General features: G+C 54.1%; 24 protein-coding genes and 2 pseudogenes. 19 read left to right on the plus strand and 7 right to left on the minus strand.

The features are described 5' to 3' along the window. The 10 genes and pseudogenes from PFER_RS08800 to PFER_RS08845 all read left to right on the plus strand — a co-directional run. Nucleotides 1-379, plus strand: a pseudogene (locus PFER_RS08800) (flagellin); the annotation flags it as partial. A gap of 49 nt (nucleotides 380-428) precedes the next feature. Continuing rightward, a complete protein-coding gene (locus PFER_RS08805; protein WP_048151280.1) occupies nucleotides 429-1,076 on the plus strand; it encodes a flagellin in 648 nt (215 codons plus the stop codon). A gap of 19 nt (nucleotides 1,077-1,095) precedes the next feature. Next, nucleotides 1,096-1,569 (plus strand): flagella accessory protein C, encoded by a 474-nt coding sequence (locus tag PFER_RS08810; RefSeq protein ID WP_048151281.1) that lies wholly within the window; start codon nucleotides 1,096-1,098, stop codon nucleotides 1,567-1,569. A 3-nt stretch (nucleotides 1,570-1,572) separates the two neighbouring features. Beyond that, complete coding sequence (locus tag PFER_RS08815) at nucleotides 1,573-2,832, plus strand: FlaD/FlaE family flagellar protein (RefSeq protein ID WP_048151282.1); 1,260 nt, start codon at nucleotides 1,573-1,575, stop codon at nucleotides 2,830-2,832. Between the two features lie 14 nt (nucleotides 2,833-2,846). Beyond that, a complete protein-coding gene (locus PFER_RS08820; protein ID WP_052696218.1) occupies nucleotides 2,847-3,308 on the plus strand; it encodes a hypothetical protein in 462 nt (153 codons plus the stop codon). Further along, nucleotides 3,308-3,781, plus strand: coding sequence for a flagellar protein G (locus tag PFER_RS08825; protein ID WP_048151283.1), 474 nt, complete (start codon nucleotides 3,308-3,310; stop codon nucleotides 3,779-3,781). The genes PFER_RS08820 and PFER_RS08825 overlap by 1 nt, the downstream gene beginning before the upstream one ends. Nucleotides 3,782-3,799: 18 nt before the next feature. After that, nucleotides 3,800-4,498, plus strand: a complete 699-nt coding sequence (locus PFER_RS08830) for an ATPase domain-containing protein (protein WP_048151284.1) — start codon at nucleotides 3,800-3,802, stop codon at nucleotides 4,496-4,498. Nucleotide 4,499: 1 nt separating this feature from the next. Next, complete coding sequence (locus tag PFER_RS08835) at nucleotides 4,500-6,134, plus strand: type II/IV secretion system ATPase subunit (RefSeq protein WP_048151285.1); 1,635 nt, start codon at nucleotides 4,500-4,502, stop codon at nucleotides 6,132-6,134. A gap of 9 nt (nucleotides 6,135-6,143) precedes the next feature. Then, nucleotides 6,144-7,859 carry an archaellar assembly protein FlaJ gene (gene flaJ / locus PFER_RS08840; RefSeq protein ID WP_048151286.1) on the plus strand — a complete coding sequence of 572 codons (1,716 nt, stop codon included), beginning with the start codon at nucleotides 6,144-6,146 and terminating at the stop codon, nucleotides 7,857-7,859. After that, nucleotides 7,859-9,832 (plus strand): hypothetical protein, encoded by a 1,974-nt coding sequence (locus tag PFER_RS08845; protein WP_157255177.1) that lies wholly within the window; start codon nucleotides 7,859-7,861, stop codon nucleotides 9,830-9,832. Before flaJ ends, PFER_RS08845 begins: the two co-directional genes overlap by 1 nt. Here PFER_RS08845 and PFER_RS08850 read toward each other — a convergent pair. Next, nucleotides 9,800-10,303: an SWIM zinc finger family protein gene (locus PFER_RS08850; protein ID WP_048151288.1), complete on the minus strand. Its 504-nt coding sequence runs from the start codon at nucleotides 10,301-10,303 to the stop codon at nucleotides 9,800-9,802. The two genes, PFER_RS08845 and PFER_RS08850, sit on opposite strands and share 33 nt — an antisense overlap. Nucleotides 10,304-10,401: 98 nt before the next feature. Here PFER_RS08850 and PFER_RS08855 point away from each other — a divergent pair, with 98 nt between their 5' ends. From PFER_RS08855 to PFER_RS08865, 3 genes and pseudogenes are all read left to right on the plus strand, one after another. Next, nucleotides 10,402-10,635: a hypothetical protein gene (locus PFER_RS08855; protein WP_048151289.1), complete on the plus strand. Its 234-nt coding sequence runs from the start codon at nucleotides 10,402-10,404 to the stop codon at nucleotides 10,633-10,635. A gap of 51 nt (nucleotides 10,636-10,686) precedes the next feature. Further along, nucleotides 10,687-12,168: a TrkH family potassium uptake protein gene (locus tag PFER_RS08860; protein WP_048151291.1), complete on the plus strand. Its 1,482-nt coding sequence runs from the start codon at nucleotides 10,687-10,689 to the stop codon at nucleotides 12,166-12,168. Between the two features lie 41 nt (nucleotides 12,169-12,209). Then, nucleotides 12,210-13,015 (plus strand): annotated as a pseudogene (locus PFER_RS08865) (sugar phosphate isomerase/epimerase family protein). Here PFER_RS08865 and PFER_RS08870 read toward each other — a convergent pair. The 4 genes from PFER_RS08870 to PFER_RS08885 are packed head-to-tail and all read right to left on the minus strand — an operon-like array spanning nucleotide 13,012 to nucleotide 14,912. Continuing rightward, nucleotides 13,012-13,398: a ribonuclease III family protein gene (locus tag PFER_RS08870; RefSeq protein WP_048151292.1), complete on the minus strand. Its 387-nt coding sequence runs from the start codon at nucleotides 13,396-13,398 to the stop codon at nucleotides 13,012-13,014. The pseudogene PFER_RS08865 and the gene PFER_RS08870 overlap by 4 nt on opposite strands. Nucleotides 13,399-13,410: 12 nt before the next feature. Then, the gene (locus PFER_RS08875) at nucleotides 13,411-13,692 is read right to left on the minus strand and encodes a DNA-directed RNA polymerase subunit L (RefSeq protein WP_048151293.1); all 282 of its coding nucleotides are present in this window, start codon (nucleotides 13,690-13,692) and stop codon (nucleotides 13,411-13,413) included. Continuing rightward, nucleotides 13,689-14,309, minus strand: coding sequence for a DUF2067 family protein (locus PFER_RS08880; RefSeq protein WP_048151294.1), 621 nt, complete (start codon nucleotides 14,307-14,309; stop codon nucleotides 13,689-13,691). Before PFER_RS08880 ends, PFER_RS08875 begins: the two co-directional genes overlap by 4 nt. A 3-nt stretch (nucleotides 14,310-14,312) precedes the next feature. Then, entirely contained in the window at nucleotides 14,313-14,912 is a 600-nt protein-coding gene (locus tag PFER_RS08885; protein WP_394297000.1) for an exosome complex RNA-binding protein Csl4, read from the minus strand. Nucleotides 14,913-15,008: 96 nt separating this feature from the next. Here PFER_RS08885 and PFER_RS08890 point away from each other — a divergent pair, with 96 nt between their 5' ends. Together PFER_RS08890 and PFER_RS08895 are read left to right on the plus strand one after the other, a co-directional pair. Next, nucleotides 15,009-16,154: a methyltransferase domain-containing protein gene (locus PFER_RS08890; RefSeq protein WP_048151296.1), complete on the plus strand. Its 1,146-nt coding sequence runs from the start codon at nucleotides 15,009-15,011 to the stop codon at nucleotides 16,152-16,154. Between the two features lie 47 nt (nucleotides 16,155-16,201). Then, nucleotides 16,202-18,103: a GNAT family N-acetyltransferase gene (locus tag PFER_RS08895; RefSeq protein ID WP_048151302.1), complete on the plus strand. Its 1,902-nt coding sequence runs from the start codon at nucleotides 16,202-16,204 to the stop codon at nucleotides 18,101-18,103. Here the strand turns inward: PFER_RS08895 and PFER_RS08900 are convergent. Further along, nucleotides 18,024-18,722, minus strand: a complete 699-nt coding sequence (locus tag PFER_RS08900) for a hypothetical protein (RefSeq protein WP_048151303.1) — start codon at nucleotides 18,720-18,722, stop codon at nucleotides 18,024-18,026. The two genes, PFER_RS08895 and PFER_RS08900, sit on opposite strands and share 80 nt — an antisense overlap. A gap of 87 nt (nucleotides 18,723-18,809) precedes the next feature. On the opposite strand from PFER_RS08900, the gene pyk reads away from it, so the two are divergent. The 4 genes from pyk to PFER_RS08920 all read left to right on the plus strand — a co-directional run bounded on the left by pyk (nucleotide 18,810) and on the right by PFER_RS08920 (nucleotide 22,311). Next, nucleotides 18,810-20,237, plus strand: coding sequence for a pyruvate kinase (pyk, locus tag PFER_RS08905; RefSeq protein ID WP_048151306.1), 1,428 nt, complete (start codon nucleotides 18,810-18,812; stop codon nucleotides 20,235-20,237). Nucleotides 20,238-20,319: 82 nt separating this feature from the next. Continuing rightward, on the plus strand, nucleotides 20,320-20,847 hold the full coding sequence (locus PFER_RS08910; RefSeq protein ID WP_048151308.1) for a YbhB/YbcL family Raf kinase inhibitor-like protein: 528 nt from the start codon (nucleotides 20,320-20,322) through the stop codon (nucleotides 20,845-20,847). A 128-nt stretch (nucleotides 20,848-20,975) separates the two neighbouring features. Further along, complete coding sequence (locus PFER_RS08915; protein ID WP_048151310.1) at nucleotides 20,976-21,668, plus strand: DUF257 family protein; 693 nt, start codon at nucleotides 20,976-20,978, stop codon at nucleotides 21,666-21,668. Further along, nucleotides 21,661-22,311 (plus strand): DUF257 family protein, encoded by a 651-nt coding sequence (locus tag PFER_RS08920; RefSeq protein ID WP_048151313.1) that lies wholly within the window; start codon nucleotides 21,661-21,663, stop codon nucleotides 22,309-22,311. The genes PFER_RS08915 and PFER_RS08920 overlap by 8 nt, the downstream gene beginning before the upstream one ends. Here PFER_RS08920 and PFER_RS08925 read toward each other — a convergent pair. Then, complete coding sequence (locus PFER_RS08925; protein ID WP_048151317.1) at nucleotides 22,298-22,516, minus strand: hypothetical protein; 219 nt, start codon at nucleotides 22,514-22,516, stop codon at nucleotides 22,298-22,300. The genes PFER_RS08920 and PFER_RS08925 overlap by 14 nt on opposite strands. Between the last annotated feature and the right edge of the window lie 179 nt (nucleotides 22,517-22,695).

Raw genomic sequence — 22,695 nt, forward strand, 5'->3', positions numbered from 1 at the left:
CAACACCAAGGTCGTCCTTTCAAACGGTACCACCGAGGGAATTCTCTACTACAACAGCAGCATAAACGCTTTCGCGGACACTTCCGTTAGCGATGTGTTTAGTGATACCATTGGAAGCACCTTCAACTGGGCAGGCCTTGGCTCAACGACCTACGGAATCATCGTCATCCAGGATGCCGATGGCTCTGTCCAGAGGACGTCCCCCACAATCAACGCGGGAGACCTCGTTGTCATAGCGGTCAACGTGGACAACCTCTTCAACGGCATACCCGTCAGAACCAGGATAACTGGAGAGATAATTCCGGAGTTCGGTGCTCCGGGTGTCATTGACTTCACCACGCCGAGCACCTACACGGACAACGTCGTTGACCTCCAGTGATGCCCTTTCATCTTTTGTTCTTTGATTTTTAACTTAGGGAGGTGAGGCAATGAAGAGGAAGGGTGCGATAGGCATCGGTACGCTCATCGTCTTCATCGCAATGGTTCTCGTTGCGGCAGTGGCTGCAGGGGTTATCATAAGCACCGCCGGCTACCTTGAGCAGAAGGCCTCCGCGACCGGCAGGCAGACCACACAGGAGGTCGCGAGCGGCATAAAAGTGCTCAACGTCTACGGCTACGTTAACACTACCACGCCAAGCGCGGGCACCATAACGAGGATGGCCATTTACGTCAGCCCCAACGCGGGAAGCATGGGTATTGACCTCGGCACGGCCAAAATCGTTCTCAGCGACGGTAAGAAGATGGTTGTCTACGAGTACAACTCCAGCGCCTTCTGGAACGGTACCATAAGTGACCTCTTTAACCTGACGGTGTGGAGCAACGTAAGCGGCACCAGCTTTGGAATAGCGGTTATAAACGATGGAGACGGCAGTATGACCAAAGACCACCCCACGCTTTCGTGGGGGGACTACGCGGCGCTGCTGATTGATACGACCGGCTTCACAGGACCCAGGGGTGCCGGGATATCCCCCGCCACCAAGATTGTGGGTAAGGTTATACCCGAGACCGGTGCCGCGGGAGTTATAGACTTCACAACTCCGAGCACCTACAACTACAACGTCCTCGAGCTCCAGTGAATACAGGAGGTGACAGGGAGTGGCACTGAACTTCCTTTCATCTTTATTCAAGAAGAAACCGGCGGTGGAAGAGCACGAGGAAATGGAGGAACTTGCGGAGGAGCTCGAGGAGCGCGTTGAGAGCAGGGAACAGGAGGAGGCACTCAACCAGATCATGGAGCGCATCAACGAGATCGAGAACGACATCCCGAGGATGAAGATTGGGATTGACACTCTAAAGAAGAACATCCAGGAACTCAGGGATGAGATTGAGCGCCTTGACAAGACGATAAAGGACGTCATGATGCTCTACGAGGTCGTTTCCCAGGAGATAAACCCCTTCAAGGAGCAGATGGCGCAGGAGAACCCGCTAAGCCATGAGGTACAGGAGCTCAGGAAGGAGATAGAGGACCTCAAACTCGAGATAGCCCAGGTGAAGAACGACATCAAAGTGCTGGCGGGCTATGGTGTTGATATAGACTCCATCATATACGAGGTGCTGGCCGAGGTGTGAGCCATGGAGATGAGGTATGTCACCGATGCGGACATCAATGCAAAGCTCGCAGAGCTCAAGGGCAAGGTGCCAACGGTCATCATCAACGACCTTAAGGAGAAGCTGATAGCTAGGAAGGACTCCCTCACCTACGAGCAGCTGGAGAAGATAGTCCAGAGGGTTCTCGACACGTACGGAGGGCAGGCGGCCAAGTATGAGCAGATTAGCAAGCGCGTGGATGACCTCGGCAAGAAGCTCACGGATCTGAGCATGCAACTCTCAAGACTTGTGGAGAGCCTTGAGGAGAAGAAGTTCGAGATACACGAAGAGAGGGCCAGCGAAGTGGAGGAGAAGATTGAGGAAGTCAAGGAGAAGCTCGAGAAGGTGGGGGAGAAAGTCGAGAAGGTCGAGGCCCCGGAGGCGCCGGAGATTCACGAAGTCATCAAGGAGCTCCCCGAGAAGGTCGAGGAACTTTCCGAGAAAGTCGAGAAGCTGGTGGAAGAGAGGGCAGTGGAAGAGAGGGCAGAGGAGTTGCCCGAAGAGGCCGAGATGCCTCCTGCCCCGGAGGAAGAAATACCAGTGGTCGAGGAGGTTGTGGAGGCCCCAGCAGTGGAAGAGGTCGAGGTGGTTGAAGAACTTCCTGAGGGAACCGGGGAGGAGCTTGAGGAAGTTGAGGAGGAGCTGCCCGAGGCGGCACCAGAAGAAGTTGAGGTCCCCGTGGAAGAGATGCCCGTAGAGGGGCCCGAGGAAGTTCCCGTGGAGGAAATTGAAGCTCACGAGGAAATTGCTCCTGCAGAAGAGGTTGTTGAGGAAGAAGTTGGAGAGGAAAAAATTGAAGGTGGTGAAGTTGAAATGGCTGAGAAAGGACTTACTATCCCAGAGGACATTGCTACCCTTCTCTTTGAGGAGGAGCCCAGGAAGGCGAGGCTCGAGACCGTACCCGAGGACATCGTATCCACCATGATAGCCCTCAAGTGGCTTGGCTTCCTGATTGACAGGGTAGGGATGCAGAACCTCGAGCGCGTCCTGGAGTTCTACTACGAAATAGGCTGGATAAGCGAGAAGGTGCTCAACCAGCTGCTCCGCTATGCGAAGGGAACGAGACCCCACCACAGGGATCCCGAGTGGAAGCCGGCCGAGAAGCTCACCGTGCAGGACCACCTCATAAGCCTGCTCTTCATAGAGCGCCTTAGGGGTCTCAGGATAAACAGGGACGTCCTCGACAAGCTCGAAAGGGAAATCAAGATGCTTGAGAAGACGCTCGATGAGTTCTACGGCGTCTGAGGGGCAGTGGGAGCATGGGGTTCAGCGTCTCAGCGAGTGCAGCGATAATTTTTATTTCATTTTTAATGGCCGCTGCGACAGTCTACAATGCATGGGACAATGTTTACGCTCAGATTAAGGACGCTGAATCCTTTGAGAACAATTTGCAACTATCATGGGTTCATTCACGTGTAGAGATAGTGTCCATAACAAGTGATGGTACTGATGTCACTGTGGATTACATTAACAACGGCACGACTCTTTCCGCGAGATATCTCAACATATTCCGTGATGGGGTATACAGCTCCACACTTGATTGGGATTATTTCCTTCCTGGAGAGATTAATGGGATAATACACAGTAGTGTCTCCGATGGAAGTCATGTGTTTGAATACGTCTTTGATAACGGCTGTGTGCTGCGGTTTAACTTTACAAAGTCTGGGACAAGTGTAACCCTTAACAATCAGCAGTGGTACTGCCCAACGGAGGTGAGCTGATGGCCGCAGGAGGGCCAGCGAGTGAGCTCATAATGTTCATCGTCGCGGTAATCGTCGCGGGCACCGTTGCGGGTGCTTTGGCTTACGTTACCAACGACATAGCCCACGGTATCAACGATAGGGGAGCCATGATGGCGGACCAGCTCAGGACAGATTTTGCCATAATAAACGACCCCCAGAACATCCCCGTTAGTGGGACGGGTCCATACAACTACACGTTTTACATCAAGAACATAGGGAAGGAAAGCTTTGCCTTTGATTCATCCTCAGTTCAGGTGTTCATAGACGGTAACATAATGCCCCCTTCAAACCTCACCTTCACCGATACCTCCGGGAACGCCATCACTTCCCTCAACCCCTACGAGGTTGGTCAAATAATAGTGACCCGCGGAACTGCCCTATCATCCGGAGCCCACAAAATTGTGGTAGTGTTGGAAAATGGCAAGAGGAGAAGCTTGGTATTCGAAATATAATCCCGATGGGTGGTCATCTTGGTCGAGGAACTGCTCAAAATGCAGCTCAAGGGTGACGAGCTACACAGGCGTCTCGGGGGTGGTATCCCCGCGGGAAGCATAATCCTGATAGAGGGGGATAGGGGTACTGGCAAGTCCATATTCGTTCAGCGCCTCCTCTACGGCTTCCTGATGAACGGTTATTCCGCCTCCTACGTCTCAAGTCAGTACACCACGGTGGAGTACATAAGGCAGATGGGCTCCCTCGGGTACGATATAATTCCCTTTCTCATCCGCAAGAAGCTGGTTTTCGTGTCACTCTACCCTCTTCTCACGGGTGTTAGCGAGAAGAAGAAGTTTTTGAGCAGGCTACTCGGCGAGCCTAGGCTGTGGGATTCAAACGTGGTCATCATAGATTCATTCTCATCAATCCTCTCGAGGGAGCAGGATGTAGCAGCCGTGAGAAACTTCCTCATGTACCTCAAGAAGCTCGTTAGCCTGAGCAAGGTGGTCATACTGACTATAAACCCAGAGGAGATCAACAGAGACGTGCTTTTTTCGCTTGAAGAGGCCGCCTCCATGCTCATCCGCCTAAACGTTAAGGTCTTCGGTGGCGACCTGAAGAACTCGGCAACCATAGTCAAGTACAACAACGCCAAGGGTGTCTTTCAGAAGATTATACCCTTCCGCGTTGAGCCGAGGGTTGGGCTTATAGTAGAAATTGCGGCGGTGGTGTGACATGGCCCAGAGGGTAAGCGAGACACTGGACGATGCGATGAGGAGGAACCCCCATCTCAGAAAGTACGTGGAGCAGTTCAGGAAGAAGTACGGGAAGATGCCCGAGTTCCACGCCCAGCTCTCGAGGGATATGAAGGAGATAATGTACCCCAACATTCTCTATCCCGTTGGAGATCCGATATTCGTCCATATATACTCCGACCCGCAGACTGAAAAGCGCTACATCGTCATAGAGCCGCGCATAGAGAACAGGGAAGAGGAGAAGAAGTACGGGATTATAAGGGACAGGATACTGGAGCTGGCCCCAACGAGGGACATCCCGGAGGACCCCGATGAGTTCGAGCGCTTCCTCGACAACCTCTTTGAGGAGGCGGTGCTCTCGCTCATAAAATCAAAGGCGGGCTTTCTGGGGAGGAAGGCGCCCATAACAATCACCAAGGAAGAGATGGAAAAGTTCCGCTACCTCATCAAGAGGGACATCATAGGTATAGGCCCCCTGGAACCCATAGCGCGCGACCCCTACATCGAGGATATCCACATAATTGGTGCCAACTACGTCTCACTCATCCACAAGATATTCGAGGCGATGCCGACTAACATAACCTTCGGCGACAACATAGCCCTCTCGGATTATCTCAAGAACATGAGCGAGCGCATTGGAAGGCCCGTAAGCGACAGGAACCCCATAGTTGACGGTGCCCTGCCCGATGGCTCACGTATCAACATAATCTACTCCCCCGACGTGTCAATAAAGGGGCCGAGCGCCACAATCCGTAAGTTCGCGGCCACCCCCCTAAGCGTTACCCAGCTCGTCGCATGGAACACCTTCAGCGCCGAGGAAGCTGCCTACCTGTGGCTCGCCCTCGAGTACGGCATGAGCGTCTTCGTTTGTGGTGAGACAGCTTCCGGAAAAACCACCACCCTCAACTCGATAATACCCTTCATCAAGCCGACCGCTAAAATCTACACCGCGGAGGATACCCCGGAGGTTCACGTGCCCCACCCGACGTGGCAGCGTCTCATAACCAGGGAGCGCGGGCCCGAGGAGAGCAGGGTTACGCTCTTTGACCTTCTGAAAGCTGCCCTTCGTTCGAGGCCGAACTACATCATCGTCGGTGAGATTCGTGGTGCGGAGGGTGCCATAGCCTTCCAGGCAATGCAGACGGGTCACCCTGTTATGAGCACGTTCCACGCTGGTGACATCAAGAAGATGATCCAGCGTTTCACGGGGCACCCAATCAACGTGCCGGTCACGTTCATAGACAACCTCAACATAGCCCTCTTCCAGCAGGCGGTATACGTCAAGGGCAAGTTCCTGAGGAGGGTTCTCACCATAGTTGAGATCGAGGGCTATTACGAGGAGCTCGGTGGAGTCGCCACGAGGAACGTTTTCGAGTGGGATCCCGTCTCGGACAGGCACATCTTCCGTGGTTTCAACAACTCCTACATCCTCGAGAGGAAGATAGCGGAGGTCGCTGGCTACGAGGATCCAAAGGAGATCTACAACGAGCTCTTCCTGAGGGCCAGGATAATCGAGAGGATGATAGAGCTTGGGATTACAAACTACTGGGACGTTTACAGGGAGATCAAAGCCTTCTACGAGAAGGGAATCGAGGGACTCAGCTTCAGGCTGTGAGGTGATTGGATGGTAAACGAGGAGCACATCAGCATCTTCGTGAAGGCAGACGTATCAATGGCGGAATACCTTAAGAAGATCCTCCTTCCGAGCCTAGCTGCCTCCCTCGTCCTTTTCGTGGCCGCTTCCGTGTTCCTCCGCTTTTTTCCCCTTCCGATGGGTTTAGTAGTCATACTGTACATTGTGCCCGCCCTCCTCGTTCTTTACGCTGCGGTCTACCCCTACATCACCGCCGACAGCAAGAAGATATCAATAAACTCCCGCCTCCCCTTCTTCATAACCTACTTTGCCGTGCTCTCGACGAGCGAGATGGGAAGGGCCGAGCTGATAGAGGTTCTCTCAAAAGACCCGAAGCTCGGTGCCATAGCCTCGGAACTCAAAAAGGTTTACGTTATAGTCAACAAGCTCCACCGCTCCCTCCCGGAGGCCTTCCGCTTCCTTGCGCGCAGGACGCCGAGTCAGGTTTTCTCGGACTTCCTCGACAGGCTCGCCTACTCCCTGGACAGCGGTGTTGACCTGAAGGAGTACCTATTCCAGGAGCAGCAGACGGTTATGGACGACTACCAGACCTTCTACGAGGGTGCCCTCTACGACCTCGACATATTCAAGGAGATATACGAGTCAATAATCATATCCGTCGTTTTCGCGGCGGCCTTCATAATCATAGGCCCAATCATAACTGGCCAGGACATAACACGCCTCGCCATATACCTGATATTCATGATCGTCGCGGCCGAGGTGGGAATCCTCCTTATCATAAAGTACCGCATGCCGGAGGATCCGATATGGGCCGAGAAGAGGCTCACCACGGAGAGGGACATTCGCGTCAGGAACTCCCTCATGTACTCGGCCTTTGGCGTGATTATAGCCGGTCTCCTTTACTTCGCCGTGATAAGGCCCCGCTACAACGTACCCACTCCCTTCGTTGTGGCACTCGTACTCACCCCACTGGCATTCGCGGGCAACGTTGTGAGGAGGGAGGAGGCCTCGATATTCAGGAAGGACGAGAACTTCCCGGCCTTCATCAGGAGCTTGAGCTCATCGTTGGCGGCCAGCGGTGCGTCACTGATCCTCGTGCTGAAGTACCTGAGTGCCCACGATTTTGGAACCTTAACGGAGGACATAAGGGCCCTCTACCGGAGGCTTGCGGTCAGGGTCAGCACGGAGAGGGCGTGGGACTTCTTCATAGCCGGAACAGGCAGCTGGCTTGTGGGAATATTTTCTGAGATATTCCGTGAGAGCCTCAGGATGGGTGCGGAGCCAGACTACGTTGGAAAGGTTATCTCAAGGAACTTTGAGAGGCTCGTCCGCCTCAGGAGGAAGAGGCAGCAGAGCGTTTCAAGCTTCCTCGGTATAATCCTCGGCCTCACCGGTGCGTTTGCGTTTTCAATAGCGGCATCGTTTCAGGTGGCGGTTTCAATAAACGACCTCTTTGGAAGACTCGAGGTTCCGAGCGAGTACATAGGGGACATAATCCATGTCATACCTCCCACGGGGATGGAGTTCCTAACGTGGGTTATGCTGGGGCTTATGGTCATCCACTCGCTGCTCTCGGCCCTCGCCGTGAAGTTTGCCGATGGGGGGAACGTTTTAGGGGCCCTCTACTACTTCGCGGTGTTCCTGTGGGTGTTTGCCATTGGGATGTACGTTGGACAGACCATGATGGCCAAGATGATGGGAGTCGGTGGAGGAGAGATGGCTATGCTTCTCATGGGGGGAGGATGATGAAGCGGCTGGGGATCCTTATGGTACTGCTCTTACTCGTCCCGTCCGTAGCGGCTTCAACGTTCTTCGGATGGACGACGATACCCGGGGAGATGACGTTTAACGGCTACGCCGTTCGATTTGCCGATGTAAGTATGGATGGTTCTGTCTTTGTTGAGATGTCTAACGGTACATCGAGTGAGGGATTCAAGTTATTTCCCGGTGATAGTGCTTCCTTCGGGCAAATTACAGTCACGCTCAACAGGACGTTCGTGGGAAAAAGCGGCCACATTCTAGCTAAGGTGTCTTTCCCCTACGTGCTCGAGGGGGAGGGAGTGATATTTGATCGCTATAACCTAACCCTCCTGTACGCTAACGAGAAGGGTTTTAAAGTTAGGATTACAGACGGAAACACCACCAAAGAATTCTCTTCAAAAGATTTCACGTTCGGAGACCTAAAAATTCATGTGGAAGCGTATCCAAAGGTTTTCGACGGTTACCTGGAGAGGGGGAAGAGCGTTGAGTATTTCGGTCATACGATAACCTTCGAGAACGCGACTGTTGAGAATATCACCGATTACATCGAGAAGGTAGTTCTTAAAGTTGATGGAACACCCTACGAACTGAATGTTGGGGATAAGCTCGATACTCGGGAGTTCCACATAGTCACCAGCGACCTCAAGGGCATTGACTACCTGAAACTCTCGGTTAATCTTAGGGGAGCGTATATTGACGTTCTCTCAAATCCGTACTTTGAGGACTACGTCTACGAAGGAAAGGACGTTAAAATCGGGCCCTACTTAGTGAGAGTTGACCGGATCCTTGGAAATCAAGCCTACGTGAGTATCCGGAATGAGTGCGGCGTTGAGGTGGCAGGGGGCCTTGTGGACATTGGGGGAAGCCCTGTAACGGGCATTGCCCACGGGGGAGTTGAGGTCGGAGTTGAGGGTGTCTCAACGGATTCCAACGGGATAAAAGCCAAACTCATTGTCTTTTTCAATCCTGCGGAGGTTCCGAAGGCCGAGGAATTTCCGTGGCTTGATGTGACACTTAAATCCCCGAGCAATGCCCTGCAGTACGTACCGTTTAACACCACCATTTTCATTCGCAACAATGGAAACGAGGAGCTCAAAAATTTAAGGATATCCTACGAGGCTCCGAAGGATGTTGAAATTCTATCTCTCCCGGGGCAGTTCATAGAAAAGCTTGGACCGAGAAAGAGCGTTTCTTTCAAGCTTCCCCTTCGCATTAACTCTACAGGGAAAGTGGAAATAGGTAGGGTCGTTGTTAAAGCGGATGTTCCGTACGAGCTTGCATGCAGTGGCTACACGACGCTGAGCTTTTATTCAAATTCTCCCCGGGTGGAGGTGGCCCCCGCCGACGCGCTCTATTCCTTGAGCATCTCTGTACCCGGGAGAGCCCCACTGGGAGAACCTCTGCAGGGCACGCTTAAGGTGCACAACGCGGGTAACGTCGAACTTCCGGTTGTTATTGAAGTGCCCCTTTCAGGTAGATTCGCGCTTTTAACATCGGATATGGCCTTTGAAGGGGGTTACCTACGTTTGGAGGAGAGCCTACCGGTTAACGCTACTGAGGAGCATCACTTCACGCTCGTGCCGATGGCTCCCGGGAACGTCAGTCTTGGTGCAAGGGTTCTCTTCCAAGGGAAAGTGCTCACCTCAACATCGTCTGTCGTGGAGGTACTTCCGCGCCAGCCGGAGGTTGTGTACGTTAATCTGACAGATAATAAAACCTGCGAGCCCAAAGTGGTGTACGTTAACGTTACCGAACCGTGCAACTGCACAACGATAACCGAGACGAAGATCATGACAACCACGGTGCCCCAGGTTGTGGAGGTTCCCAAGATTGTGAAGGAGAACGTCACCGTCGAGGTGGTTCCGCTCAAGGGCAAGCTCACGTGGATGGGTATTGGAGTGTTGGTAGGTGCGGGAGCGATAATATTACTCGCGTGGTACCAGGCCCAGAGAGGCTAGCTCCCTTCCAATCCTTTCCACCGCAGGGTAGCCTTCAAAAGTGTCCCTAAATTCCACGAAGAGGGCCCTTAGTTTTTCTTCCTCAAATTCAATCAGGTTCGACATTTTGAGAAGGCCTATGGCGCGCCAGAAAATCCCCGCGCTTCTGCTTCCGCTCTCGTCCGTTTTGAGAGAAAGCTCGAGCTCCCGGAGCAGGATTTCCATTGCCCTGGATGGGTTCTCTGAGGCGATAACCCCTACCGCGGAGGAGGGCTCGAAGGCCATCCACTCCTCCCCCTCCACGAAGTTCCCCTCACGGTAAGCTTCCAGTGCGGCCCTAACGTGCTTGCAGTCCCCGCCGAGGGGGCAGGTGCACCTGTTCCATCCGCTCCTCAGGTTCACCTCCACCTCGTAGGGGTACGTTCCCAGAACCCTTGCGAAGAGCCTCTCCCCTATTCTGAGGCACCAGAGGGCTTCAGGTTTGCGGCTCATTTTGACCACATTTATTCGTAATCATTTCCACCATTAAAGTTTTGCGGTGGTCGGGCAAACCATATTAAGCTTCGCGACGAATCTAGAGTGGTGGTGTTATGGACGTGTTCGAACTTGCCCGCAGGTACCACGACGAGCTGGGCATCAAGGAGGCCAGCGTAGCGGCACTGGCCGCTGAGCTCTTTGGGGAGATGGGGCTGAGCATACACAGCCACCTCACGGAGGAGGGATACGCCCTCAAGGGCACGCGCTTTATGGATTACGACAAGAGCCTCGTTCTGGAGTTCATAAAGGGTGACAGAACCTTCGAGGTCATACTCAGAACCCTGTGAACCATCACAAACTTTTTATTCTTCCCCTCCCCTTAACCCTTTGGTGGGCCGATGCTTAAAGTCAGGCGCTTCATAACTCTCTCGAGAGACCTTTTCGTGGTGCGCAATATAATCGGGGCCATACTCCAGGGTGTTGGGGTGGCCTATTTAGTTCCCGCCCTTCTGGCGTGGTTCTACCCCGGGGAGCTTTCCCTGGCAATGTACTTCGTGGTTCCCGGTATTGTAAGCATCCTCGTTGGGGCGTGGCTGGCCCGCCATTCAAAGGAGGTCGTTGATATAAACCTCCGTCAGGCCATGGTCGCCTCCGCCTTTGTCTGGCTGCTGGCTTCCCTCATAAGCGTCGTTCCGTTCATGGGCATAGCGAAGATGCGCTTCATTGATTCGTGGTTCGAGACGATGTCCGCCTGGACTGGAACCGGTTTAACCATGATGAGCAACCTCGAGAGCTACCCGCGCATGCTGCTCTTCTGGCGTGCGTGGATGCAGTGGCTCGGGGGAGTGGGTATAGTGCTCGTCGCGCTGACCGTCCTTATTCACCCCGGAGTCGCTGCTGCGAGACTTTATAGAGCGGAGGCCAGGAGCGAGAGGATCCTCCCCAACCTCGTTAACACCTCTAAGATAATATTCGAGATATACCTCGTGCTCACGCTCCTCGGCGCCTACCTCTACTACATCAACGGCATGAACGCCTTCGATGCCATCACCCACTCGATGACGGGCCTCGGAACGGGTGGTATGAGCTCCCACGACCTGAGCATAGGTTACTTCAACAGCCTGAGCATAGAGGCCATCACTATATTCCTCATGATAATGGGCGCCGTCAACTTCACAGTCCACTACAACATCTTCAAGAACCGCTCCCTAAAGCCCTTCTTCCGTGACATCCAGGTCAAGTACATGTTCTTCTTCCTGTTCTTCGCGATTTCCCTCATCACGTACAGCCTATTCACCTCAACCCATGCACTCGCCCGGTCCCTCAGGGAGGCAATCTTCCACAGCATCTCGGCAATAACGTGTACGGGATTTGGAATAGCAGACCTCTCAAAATACCCCGAGCTGGCCAAGTTCCTCATAGGCGGGCTCATGGTCATAGGCGGAAGTGCGGGAAGCACCGCCGGAGGCATAAAGCTCATCCGCATAACCCTGATGTACGAGAGCCTGAAGTGGACGATAGAGGGCTCAATCCTTCCCAAGGGCGCGGTCATCAAGAGGAAGGTCGGGGAGTACGTCTTCTCGGAGGACGAGATAAGGGAAGTCCTCGGCTTCACGATGACTTACATTGCCTTCCTTATCTTCGGAACCATATACCTGATGCTCCGCGTCGGGAGGAGCCTCGTGGATTCCTTCTTTGAGGTGGCCTCCGCCCAGGGCAACGTGGGTTTGAGCGTGGGCATAACCTCCCCGCTTATGCCCTTTGATACGAAGTTCCTCCTCATCCTGCACATGTGGATAGGAAGGCTTGAGATATTCTCGACCCTCGTGTTCCTGGTCAGCGTGGCGATGCTCTTTGCCAACGTCTTCTCCAAAGATTAAACTTTTATATGCTCGGGGAGAATAGGGTTCAGGTGTTGAAAGTGAGGGTTGGAGTTACCATTTACCCCCAGTTCATAAGTAAGGATAAATCGCTCGCCTCAACGCTTGCGGACATCAAGATAAAGAACTACGATTTCGTTGAGATATTCCCACACACGCTCTGCCTGATAATGAACGGTACAGTGGTTGAGAAGAACCTGCAGAAGGTCGAGACCCAGCTCAGGGGGGTTGGAATAGACTACGCCGTTAGGATGCCCATGTCCGTCAACCTCAGGGACCACGTGTACTACTCCAGGCACTTTAAAGTCGCCAAGAGCATTATGGACGTTGCTATCAAGCTCGGATCAAGGATAATAGTCATGCAGAGCGGCAAGACGGGGAGGCTCGACCTCGAGATTGACGCTATAAAGGAGCTCGCCTCTATAGCCGAGAAGTTCGACATAAAGATAGCCCTCGAGAACACCTTCAGCGTCAGGGACACCCTCTACGTCGTTGAGAACGTGGCATGGACAACGTTGGCTTCGCCCTGGACGTGGGGCATGCATTCCTCAGCGCCCAGGGGGACGTAGACAAGTTCCTTGATGACGTTAAAATTGGGGTGGATAATGCAGTTCTGCTCCTTGTCCACGACAACTTCGGAAAGCTTACGCCGCAGGTTGAGCCGGAGGATGCCCTCGCCTACGGCGTCGGTGATCTCCACCTTCTCCCTGGTCAGGGGAAGATACCCTTTGACAAGCTGATGAAGATGTTCGACCCGAAGGTTCCGATACTCCTCAAGATAAAGAACCCGGACCTCTTCGCGAGGCTGCCGACTAAGGCAGACCTTCTTGCAGCGATGGGGCTCTAAAGCTCCAGTCTCTTTTTTATGGTTTTCAGGAGGGCAGAGAAGGCTATACCTATCGCGTCCTTTTTCCTCGTTGGATGGAGCACATCGGGGGTAAAAACCCCAACCAGAATCCGCGATGCCTCCTCTATGGTTATGGCCTTTTCGAGCCATGCGTAGGCTATTATGGCCTCGGCGATGTCCCCCTTTCCGTGTTTATCGGTTCTGGGGGGCACGTAGTGGGCCAGACCCGCCATGTGAAGGGCCGCGGCGAGAGAAGAGTTGGGAACCCTTCCGCCGTCCGGAACTCCTTTATACTCGCTCAGGGCCAGGGAGAAAATAAGGTTGGCGATTGAATCGCCGAGCTTTGAGAGGTTCTTGTCCGTGAAGTCGCGCGAATATTTCATGGAACCACCGGTTTAGATGGCCTCGTTCCACTTCTCGAGGAAAGTCTTTGCGGTGTCGAATATCTCCTGCGCGGCCTTCTCGAGGGCCTCCTCCGGCGTTACCTTCCCGTCCGTCCTTACCTTGAAGCGTGGCTTCTTCGCCATGGTTATTGGGTGCTCTATGGCGTATGCCGCGAAGGTTACGTGTTCGTTTCTGTGGAGAGTCTCGACGAGCAGGTTGGCGAAAGTGTGATCCTCACCCTCAAGGTAGAACTCAAGGTAGTTTTCCTCCCTCTTTATGACCTCAATCTTCATTCCTCTCCCTCCAGCGTTTTTATCAGCTCTTCTAAAGCCTGCTCCTTATTCTTGACCAGTTCGTATTTAAACTTATCCTCTTTGAACTCCGCCGCTCCAATCTCCACCAGCCTCTCGAGGACGTCCTCGACGTCCAGACCGTAGGCGACCGCCACGGGGATGGCAACTTCCCTTATCTGCTTCGTGGTCTGGAGTGAAATCCTCGAGAGTGCTTCCCCGAGCTTTCCTGAGAGCTCAAGGATTTCCTCCCATGAGAGGGACGTCCTGAGCTTGTCGCCGTCAAAGAGCACCTTCGCCCCGAGCAGTTCGAGCGTTTTAAGGAGTATCTGAGCCGATACGGTGGTCTGGGAGCCGCGGAAGATATCCTCCAGACTGTACTCGTAGAGGCCTCCCCTCGAGTAGAGGCGGGCGTGAACGCGTTTCTGGATTTCGTTTACCTTTTTGACGGCCTCCCGTATCTCGTCCTTCGTCCCCTGGATGTTTATCTTCAGGGAGTTGAGCTTTCCATGGACGTAGATGAACGCGGGCAGGTTGAGACGCTGGAGCTCCTTCATGAACTCCTCCTTCTCCACGTCGTCCCGCACGTGTATCACTATGACCCTTTTTCCCGCCTTCATGCTTCACACCTTTATGCGGCGGTACAGGCTTGATAGCTTCCGCGTTTCAACGCTTCCGCAGTTTGGACACACCAGCTGGTTGCCCCTCCTTACCAGCGGCGTTCTGCAGCGGGAGCAGAGTGCATAGACAACACCGAGGGTTGGTCCCTTCGTGGTGAGCTGCAGGGGGCTCTTTTCGGTCCCTATCACCCTGGCCCTCACGATATCGCCGATTTTAAACTCACTTGAGAGGCTTTCCACATAACCCTCCCTCACCTGGGAGACGTGGAGGCTCGCGAGGGTGGAGGTGGCTATCCCGCGCAGGTCGTTCCTCCCCTCTATCCTGACAACGTTGAGAACAACCGCCTGGGGCTTTACGTCAATAACCTCCGCCAGAACGATGTCACCCCTCCTGGGGATTGGCGGGGTGTCCGTGGCGGGTTCGACGCTTATTTCCATCCTCTCCATGTTTATCCTGACCTTCCCGGCGCGGGTTGCGTAGAGCTCCCCGTTGTCCTCCACAACGCCTTCCCCGGGAAGGTACTCCTCTATTACTCCAAGATAATCGCCCGGAAGAACGAAGTCTCCATTCTTAACGTGCTTTCTCTCCTCCACTTCTTCCACCTCTAAGTGGTTCTGAACGTTGGTTTTTAAATGTGTTTCTCAAGATTCCCGGTAGTTTTAAAACCCCTCCGTTCAAGCTCTAACCGGTGAGATGAAGTGGTAAGTGAGGAGGACATCACGCTGGCCGTTGAACTCATAAAAAAGGGATGGGACGAGGCCAAAATCCGGAGGAGACTCCCGAGGGACGAGGCGGATGAGATCATGGAGATAGCGAGGGCGAGGATAAGGGCGAGGGACAAGTTCTCCCGCGACGATCTGTGGATGGACCTTGAGGGGTTGCGCTATTCCACCCACGAGGTCGTTGCGAGGTACCGTGCCAAACGCCTTGGGAAAGCCGGTGTGAAGAGCATAGCGGACGTCTCCTGCGGAATAGGGATACAGCTCATATTCTACGCCACGGAGGTTGAGAGGGCCTACGGGATTGACATCGACCCGAGAAAGGTGGCCTACGCGCGGAAGAACGCTGAGAAGTATGGCGTTTCAAACATCGAGTTCATAAACGCCGATTCACTCTCACCTGAAACCGTCGAGAAGGTTGACGCGGAGGTCATATTCTCCGACCCCGCGAGGCCCCCGGAGGCGCCGGAGAGAAGGCTAGAGGATTTGCTCCCCAGCCCCCTGAAAGTCTACGAGGCCTACAAATCGAAGACGGACTCTTTCATATTCGACCTCCCGCCACAGATAAGGCGCGAGAGGGTTCCATGGAAGGGCGAGTTCGAGTACATTGACCTCTTTGGGGCACTCAACAGGCTCACGTTTTACTTCGAGCCGCTGGCCAGGGCGGAGAGGAGTGCCGTGAGCCTTCCCAAGGGGGTGAGGCTCGAAAGCGACCCCAACCTTGAGGACATCGTTGAGTGGGCCGATGAGCCTAGGGAGTACCTCTACGAGATTCCCCAGAGCATAGACTACGCCGATTTAATCAACGAGCTTTTCCACTCCGTTGATGGCGAGCTCAGGATGCTCCTACGGGAGAAGAGGCGCGTTCTGGCAACTTCCTCCGAGCGTTTGACCAGCGACTACTTCAAGAGAGCCTACACCCTCGTTGACGTGGTCAAATTCCATCCCCTCCGCATAAACGAAGTCCTGAGGAGGGAGGGCTTCGGCAGGGTGAAGCTCAGGGCAAGTGTGCCGCCGGCGGACTACTACCGCTTCAAGGAGCTCCTTGAGAGGGGCCTGAATGGCGATAAGATGGCTTACGTTTTCGGATTCGGCGATAGAGCCATAATAGCGGAGACGCTTTGAGCGCCACCGATATATACCACCACCTCCCATTTTTATAGGGTGGTGGCATGATAGTCAGGGGGAAGGTGGTCGGGAGCGAAATCCCGCGGTTCAAGCACCGCTGGTTCGGCGTTCTCGAGGTTGATGGCGGAGATAGATACAGGTTATACATGAGCGGAATCGCCCAGTGGTTCCTGACGGGGGAGGAGGTTGAGATAGAGATTCTGAGCAAGTCGAAGGAGAAGAACGGCGTTAAGATTCTCGACTTTGACGACTACCGTCTGTGGAAGTTCTACAACGGCGAGAAGATCCCGGTGTGGCCTCTATGGGAAAAGGAGCTTGAGGCAAAGCGCTACTCCCCGCTGACGGGTGAGCTCCTCTACACATACAAAATCCGGGCGAGGGAAGCTAAATACGAGTCCGACTTCGAGGCGATAGCGGAGCTTGAGCAGTACCACTACGCGAGCCAGAAGGAGAAGGTAGCGCTGTGGCGCTGTGAGAACGGCCACATCTTCGAGGCCAACACGAAGCAGGCCTGTCCCGTCTGCGGGAGCGAGGACGTCCACATACTCGAAATCAAAGGTTCAACTCCGGCCTCGCGCTTCTTAATCCTTGAGCTCGTGGAGAGGGAAGAGTACGAGCCGAGAATTCTAAGCTACGTCCGCGTTGACCCGCCGATACCCCTGATGCACCGCAGACTGCCGAACGGAGAAATTGAGAAGAACATTCGCGAGAAGGTCTTCCCAGAGGAGTGGTTCCACCCGGCATTCTGGCCGGAGAAGATAATGCACGAGCTCTACGAGGAGCTGAAGAAGAAGTACAAAAGGAGGGTTGCCCGCTCGTACCTCTGGGAGGAGGCTAAGTGGAAAGCCCTGAAGGAGACAAACACGGCTGGAGCGAGGATAGCCCGCGTAGTTGTCCATCCCGACTACCGCTCCGACGGTCTCGGCCAGCTGAGCGTTAAGGCCGCGCTCGAGTGGATATCTGAGAGAAGAATCCCCGAGATGAGGAAGAGAAAGTACATAGTAGAGACGATAGCCCAGATGGCCCGCTACAACCCGTTCTTCGAGAAGGTGGGCTTCAAGTTCATCTGGGAGACGGCAAGCGGGAGACCCGTGCTCTTCTACCCGCTGAGCGAGGAGGCGAGGGAGTACATAGAGCGCTTCCTTAAGGAGGATCCGTACGCTCCAAAGGACGGGAGGCTCTGGCACCCGAGCTACGGGAAGGTCGAGCCTCTGAGCGGGCCGATAGTGTTTAAAGACGTCAGCAAGGTCTTCGAGAGCGAGCTCGACGTGAAAGGCCTTCCGGATGAGATAAGGGAACTTCTGGAGGCGTTCGGCGTTAGACACCGCGTCATCCAGAGGCCCGTCCTGAGGAACCTCAACTTCGAGATAAAACCCGGCGAGCTTATAGCAGTCGTGGGTGCGAGCGGGGCTGGAAAGACCACCCTCCTGAGGCTGATTTTGGGAGCAGCCAACGGCTGGTGGGAAGAGCGCTTCAGGCCGACAACGGGGGAGATAGAGGTCCCCAGGAACGTTAAGGTCTCCGTTATGATACCCGGCGAGTTCGAGCCCGAGTTTGGAAGTGAAAGCATACTGGAGCACATCTACCGGAAGATAAGCGACCTGAACGCGGCAGTTGAAGTTCTCAACAGGGCTGGACTAAGTGACGCAGTCCTCTACAGAGCCAAATACTCCGAGCTCAGCACCGGACAGAAGGAGAGGGCCAGAATAGCTTCGCTACTCGCTGAAAAGCCGAACCTCCTACTCATAGACGAGTTCGCGGCGCATCTGGATACTCTAACGGCCATGAGGGTCGCCAGAAAAGTTGCCGAGATAATCCGCGAGGCTGAAATTACCGCGCTCATAATCACCCACAGGCCGGAAGTCCTCAAGGCCCTTGATCCAGACAGGGTGCTCTTTGTGGGCTACGGGACTGCGAAAACCGAGAGAGATAAACGTAGTGGTTGAATAGCTCCGCCATCAGCTCGTACCCCATGTCGAAGAGCAGGAACACCAGAGCATAGGCGGGCCGGAACGCGATAATTGACATAACCACCACGCCGAGCTTCATGAATGGCCTGTAATAGAGGATGCGGGCTATCACTCCCCCCCTACCCTCTGCTCTGCCGTTCCCCACTTCATCAAGGGCGGAACAGAACGCTATGATTCCCACCCAGAGGAGCGTTAGTGGGGGGTTGCGTGCGTAAAGAACCGTGTGTGATACCATCGAGAATACGAAGAAGGCTGACAGGAAAACCGTTGCGACCTTGAAGTCCCGCGAGTCAATCTTTCTCGTGGCAAGGAGGCCCCCTATCATGCCGGTGAAAACTATGAATGAAAAGTAGTCCACGATCATAAGGGTGCCCATGGCCATGGCGGAGGTGAGCCCAAGGAGGTGCACCCGCAGTTTCTCCTCCTCCCCGACATCCCGGAGGTCATCGAACACTATGTCCCCGTATTTTATGAGCATTCCAAGCCCCATGTAGGCTATTCCCCAGAACTCGAGCCTGACGTCTACCTTTAGCAGGATGGCAAAAAATACCGCGCTGATGAGCACCCTGAGGAGGATGACAATATCGTTACGCATGGATGTACCTCTACTTTGGGGTATTTTTGGTTTGCCCCGGGAAACGTTATATCCCATGAGCTCCATAGTTAGTGTGGAGGTGAGGAGATGAGACTTCCCGAGCAGAAGACGAAGATTGTTGCCACTATCGGCCCCTCATGCAGGTCAGAGAAAATAATCGAAAAGATGATAGAGAAGGGTATGGGCATAGCGAGAATAAACTTTGCCCACGGGACGTTTGAGGAGCACGAGAGGACTATTGAGACAATAAGGCGTGTCTCCGCGAAGCTCGATAGGCGCGTGGCAATCCTTGGGGATATCCCCGGCCTCAAAATGCGCGTTGGGAAGCTGAAGAACGATTCCATGCAGCTGGAGAAGGGCCAGAAGGTAACGCTCACCACGAGGAGCGTCGAGGGAGAGGGAGGGATAATCCCCGTCGAGTTCAAGGGGTTTTCAAAGCTCGTCGCCAAGGGCGACACGATTTACCTGAGCGACGGCTACATAATGCTTCGCGTTGATGATGTCAAGGAGGAGGACGTTGAATGCACAGTCCTCGTGGGGGGGACGCTCTTCTCGGGCAAGGGTATAAACATCCCCAAGGGGCACCTTCCGGTGGAGGCAATAACGCCTGCCGACGTTGAGATAATAAAATTCGCGGCGGAGCACGGCGTTGATGCCATAGGCCTCTCCTTCGTGGGCTCGGTCTACGACGTTCTGAAGGTTAAGCGGCTCCTCGAGAAGATGGGGAAGAGCATGTTCGTCATAGCTAAGATAGAGAGGCCAGACGCCGTCAGGAATTACGACGAGATACTCAACGCGGCCGACGGCATAATGGTGGCCAGGGGTGACCTCGGTGTCGAAATGCCCATCGAGAGGCTCCCCATCCTCCAGAAGGAGCTCATAAGAAAAGCAAACCTTGCCGGCAAGCCCGTCATAACCGCTACCCAGATGCTCGTCTCGATGACGGAGGACAAGATGCCCCGCAGGGCGGAGGTTACGGATGTTGCCAACGCCATCCTCGATGGGACCGATGCGGTGATGCTCTCCGAGGAGACCGCGGTGGGTCAGTACCCCGTTGAGGCGGTTGAGATGATGGCGAGGATTGCCCTAACCACGGAGGCCTACAGGGAGTCCATGGGGATGGAGAGAATGAGGGGTATCCTCTCCGAGCTCTCGGGCAGAGGGACCATAAAAGAAGCGATAACGAGGAGCATCCTCGATGCCCTATGCAGCATTGACATAAAGTACGTGCTCACGCCCACGAGGACTGGACTCACGGCGAGGCTCATATCACGCTTCAAGCCCAAGCAGTGGATTCTGGCGTTCTCTACGAACGAGAAGACGTGCAACAACCTCATGTTCTCCTACGGCGTCTATCCATTTTGCATGGAGGAGGGGTTTGACGAGAACGACATCATACGCCTCATAAAGGGGCTTGGGCTGGTGGAGACGGACGACACTGTTCTCCTTACGGAGGGCAAACCAATAGGAAGAACCTCGGGAACCAACACGGTCAGGATATTTGAGATACCCTGACCTTTTCGTTTACTATCTTTTTCCCTCACTTTCATGTCCAAAGGAAAGAAAAGTTTTTACGTTTTTGTTCGTAGGTACTAATATGAAGCGCGCGGTTCCCTTCGTGGTGGCGCTCCTCCTGCTTTCGGCCGGCTGTCTTGGAGGTGATAGTTTGAAGGTGAGTTCGGTCTTTGGGGATGGAGAGGTTATCCCCGTGAAGTACACGTGCGACGGGATAGACGTGAACCCGCCGCTCTACCTCGAGGGACTCAGTGATGAAGCGGTGAGCGTGGCCATCATCGTTGACGATCCGGACGCTCCCTTTGGGACGTTCACCCACTGGGTGGCGTGGAACCTTCCCCCCGTGAAGGAGATACCGGAGGCGCTTCCCAAGAACGGTACGGTATCGTCGCCTATAAGCTTCTCTCAGGGAAGGAACGACTTCGGTAGAACCGGCTACAACGGCCCATGTCCCCCGCGGGGCAAGCCACATCACTACCGCTTCAAGGTTTACGTCCTGGACACCATGCTTGACCTCAAACCCGGGGCAACGAAGAAGGAGCTCGAGAGGGCTATGGAGGGGCACGTAATCCAGAAGGGGGAGCTCGTCGGCCTCTACGCCCGGAAGTAGCCCGCCGCGCGATTGTTTACTATTTTTCATGTTTAAGGGCGTCAGATGCATGAAGGTAAAGGAAAAAGTTTAATTCTCTCAAGCTCTGAATCATTAATGAGAAACGAACGCGGGAGGTAGCCATACCCATGCTTGTGCCTCTGGCAGGGGATAAATATTACACGTTCAAGCCCGGAGAAAGCCTGCTGATAGAATATTCCTCGGACTTCCCCTACTACCTCGTATTCTACTACATCATGCGGCAGGTTCGGAGGGAGAACATCCCGGTCATCATAGATGATGTTGGGGACGCACTCTCCCGCTACGCCTTCGCCCTGGAGGTATCAGGGCTCGATACGTCCTTTCTGGAGGATGGGGATGTTTACGTTATTAAACTCGGCGGAAAAAGGAGCCTCGGTAACGTGATTGGCAGGATAGAGCTTGAGAGTGATTTTTATATCCACAGCGCGGAGTACTCCCGTATATTCGGTAGCATCCTTGGGAGGAGGGAATTCTTCGTGAACTTTGTACTGGGCTTTGAGACCAGATTCCTGGTAACCCCCCATCCGCACGACAGGTTCCTATTCATAGCAAGCAAGCTCCAATACACTGGGAACGAGAAAAGGGCCGCCCTGTACCTCGTGAACCGGGACATCCTTGAGGGATACCCCATGGAACACGCATATATCAGGGAAATGTTTACCAGCCTCGTCCAGCTGGATTGGGAAGGCGAGCAATACGTGGTCCGCATAGTTCGCAGTCCGGAACGTGAGTTCATGGGGACCTTCACTCTGCCGAGGGAAGATTTTTTGAGGATAGTGAGGGGGGAGGGGGATGGATGAATTCAGCAAGCTGTTCGATGCCTTAACCCCCGGTGAGAACGTGCTCGTGATTTACGAACCCGAATACCCTCCCTACGCCCTTCTCCTGGCCCTTGTGAGCCGCGCGCTGGAGGAGGGGACACCTGTAATCGTTGATGACGTAATTGACACTCTCCACCTCTACCTCAGCCAGATGGCGCTCCTGGGGTTCGACGTGTCCCCCTTGGAGAAAGTCACCGTTCTGAAAATAGGAGGCGTTATAAACAGGGGTAACGTTGTTACACGGATGTCCCTGGACGAGGACGTGGACATACACATAAGCAGGTATTCCTCCGTATTCGGGTCGCTTCTCGATGGCGGGAAGGTTCCTCTCAACATAGTCCTCGGTGTGGATAAGCTGTTCGCGTTCTATTCGGACAACACGAGGGCCATCGTGAGGATTGCGACCGTCCCGGGCGAGCTGGCCGAGGGCAGGAGAAGGACCGCAGTGTACTTCGTTAACAGACCCATTTTGGAAACGTTCCCCGGCCTGATTGCGATGCTGAAGGACTTCTTTACAACGATCCTCGTGGTGGGGGACAACCTCAGGGAGTGCAGGATAAAGGTGGTTAGATCCTCCAAAATTGAGATGATGGGGGAGGAGATAACCCTCACTCGTGCCTGATTTTGATGAGGAGGTTTATCCCGCTCTGGAGCGCGGAGAGTCCGTTAAGGGTCAGAAACACCCAGTCGTGGATTATGTAGGAGTAAACAGTGAGGAGAGTAGCTGCCGTAACGTAGATGATGATAAACCTGAAGTTCAGGGGGCATTTTTTTGTTCTTATAGTCTCTACTGTCTGGGGTACCCACGCACCGACCAGCAGGAGCATTCCAATGAGTCCAATCCATGTGCCGTTCACTTTCCTCCCTCCCTTTTCTTTGACCCTCGAAAGTTAGGGGTCGCCTAAAAGAAGCTTTTGCACTTATAGGGCTCAAAACCTGCGGTTTTTTGAGGGGAGTTCCTCATGATGATGCCTATTCGAGGGCCCCTTCCACCCCCCCCCACCGC

This window comes from Palaeococcus ferrophilus DSM 13482 (assembly GCF_000966265.1).
In the GTDB taxonomy this organism is placed as follows: domain Archaea; phylum Methanobacteriota_B; class Thermococci; order Thermococcales; family Thermococcaceae; genus Palaeococcus; species Palaeococcus ferrophilus.